The organism is Pseudoalteromonas sp. G5_S1_54_S4 (assembly GCF_054968565.1).
The window spans coordinates 1-2,340 of sequence record NZ_JBQKUL010000105.1; the positions used below are offsets into that span (position 1 = coordinate 1).

General features: G+C 40.7%; 2 protein-coding genes and 2 tRNA genes. All 4 read left to right on the forward strand.

The genetic code is table 11. The features are described 5' to 3' along the window. Positions 1 to 46: 46 nt before the first annotated feature. Positions 47 to 122 (forward strand) — tRNA-Lys (locus ACTRWE_RS19025). Positions 123 to 272: 150 nt separating this feature from the next. After that, complete coding sequence (nadA, locus tag ACTRWE_RS19030) at positions 273 to 1,313, forward strand: quinolinate synthase NadA (RefSeq protein ID WP_462880515.1); 1,041 nt, start codon at positions 273 to 275, stop codon at positions 1,311 to 1,313. A 170-nt stretch (positions 1,314 to 1,483) separates the two neighbouring features. Then, positions 1,484 to 1,573, forward strand: a tRNA-Ser gene (locus tag ACTRWE_RS19035). A 187-nt stretch (positions 1,574 to 1,760) separates the two neighbouring features. Continuing rightward, on the forward strand, positions 1,761 to 2,340 hold a 580-nt coding region (locus tag ACTRWE_RS19040), incomplete at its 3' end, for a phage integrase central domain-containing protein (protein ID WP_462880516.1).

The following is a 2,340-nucleotide window of genomic DNA, read 5'->3' on the forward strand; positions in this document are numbered from 1 at the left end:
TAATCGGCGGATTTACGCGTACTTACTTTTATAAGTAAATCAGAGCGGGTCATTAGCTCAGTTGGTAGAGCAGTGGACTTTTAATCCATTGGTCGATGGTTCAAGTCCATCATGACCCACCACTTCTGGTACACTTTCTTCGACATGAAATATTCCCTACTATCTCCCTAATTTTTATTTATAAACTGCCTTGTTAGATTGCTATTATTTAGTGTTAGTTTCTCGTATAATTTGCACTATTAATTACACTGTAAATAAAGTGGTCGAGAACAATGAGTTTAGCTCAAACTATTATGCCAGAAGGCTATATCTTTCCTCCTAAGCCAGCTCCGTTAACACAAGACGAAAAAGGCGAATATAAAGCGCGAATAAAGCAGTTACTGCAAGAAAAAAACGCGGTACTTGTTGCTCATTATTACACTGATCCTGAAATTCAGGCACTCGCTGAAGAAACAGGCGGTTGTGTAGCCGATTCACTAGAAATGGCACGCTTTGGCGCTAGACACGAAGCCGACATGATCATTGTCGCTGGCGTACGTTTTATGGGTGAAACCGCTAAAATTTTAACCCCCAATAAAACTGTGGTTATGCCAACACTTGAAGCGACTTGTTCATTAGATATTGGTTGCCCTGTGGATGAGTTTTCAGCATTTTGTGATCAACACCCAGATCGTAAAGTGGTGGTATACGCTAACACCTCTACCGCGGTTAAAGCGCGTGCTGATTGGATAGTTACCTCATCGTGTGCACTTGAAATAGTAGAGCATTTAGATGAGCAAGGCGAAAAAATTATTTGGGGCCCAGATAAGCATTTAGGCAGCTATATTAAAAAGAATACCGGTGCCGATATGATCATGTGGAACGGCGCATGTATCGTACATGACGAATTTAAAACCAAAGCCTTAAAAGACATGAAGGCATTGCACCCAGATGCGGGCGTACTTGTGCATCCAGAATCACCGGCTGAAATTGTTGAACTCGCTGATGCTGTTGGCTCTACTAGCCAGCTTATTAAAGCAGCGCAAACTATGCCTAATAAAAAGTTTATTGTGGCCACCGATCGCGGTATTTTTTATAAAATGCAGCAACTATGCCCAGATAAAGAGTTTTTCGAAGCGCCAACGGCTGGTAGCGGCGCTACATGTAAAACTTGCGCTCACTGCCCATGGATGGCAATGAATGGCTTACAAGCGATTGAGGAAGCACTGATTGATGCCAGCGGCAAAGAAGTATTTGTTGATATGGACTTACGCGAAGGCGCACTTAAATCGTTAAATCGCATGCTTGATTTTACAGCCAATATGGCAAAATAATAAATGGCAATATAACGCATTAGATAAAGGCGATACTCAGGTATCGCCTTTTTTATTTGCTTATGAGGAGTTAGTTTGATTATTGAGCAGTTAAAAGCGTGATGTTAAAAAGGCCTTGCACCAAGCAAGTGTATTTCATACTATAGCGCGCTGTTGCACTGCAACATTGTGGAGAGATGGCTGAGTGGCTGAAGGCGCACGCCTGGAAAGTGTGTTTAGGTTAATCCCTAACGAGGGTTCGAATCCCTCTCTCTCCACCATTATTCTATATTAGGACGTCTCAGGACGTCCTTTTTTGTGCCTGCAATCACTTAAAATCAATAGCTTAGAGTGTCACTCTGTCCCAGGCTGTTTCATCCAAGCTCAAAGTTTTAGTATCTGAAATGGTATTCCTTGAATAAGCTGCCATAATAAAAGAATACTAAATTTGAGTGGGGTTCATTTTCTATGGCAAGATCAGCCAAGCAGCTTACCGATACAGCGTTAAAAAAAGTAAAAGCAGAAGATAAAGATATAATTTTATCCGATGGCAACGGTCTACAAGTAAAAGTTAGAAAGAGTGGTTCAAAGCTCTGGAACTTTAACTACTACCATCCAATTACAAAAAAGCGTATTAACATGGGGTTAGGCAAGTACCCAGATGTATCTATTGTAAATGCCAGAAAGTTAGCGCAACAAGCCAGAGAACTAGTTGCTTTAGGGACTGATCCAAAAGAGCATAGGGATGAAACTTTAGCTTTTAAACGGGCTCAAGAAGAGTTAACACTCAATAAAGTAGCTTTAGAGTGGTTTGAGGTTAAAAAGCCTGATTTTACGCAAGCTCATGGCGAAGATATTTGGCGATCGTTAAATAATCATATACTGCCGGTTATTGGTAAATATCCAATTGGCAAAATCAACGCACCACAAGTAATAAAAATATTAAGGCCTATAGAGGCTAAAGGTACTCTAGAAACTGTTAAGCGATTGAGCCAACGTTTAAATCAGGTTATGACATACGCTGTTAACAGTGGTTATATTCAAGCCA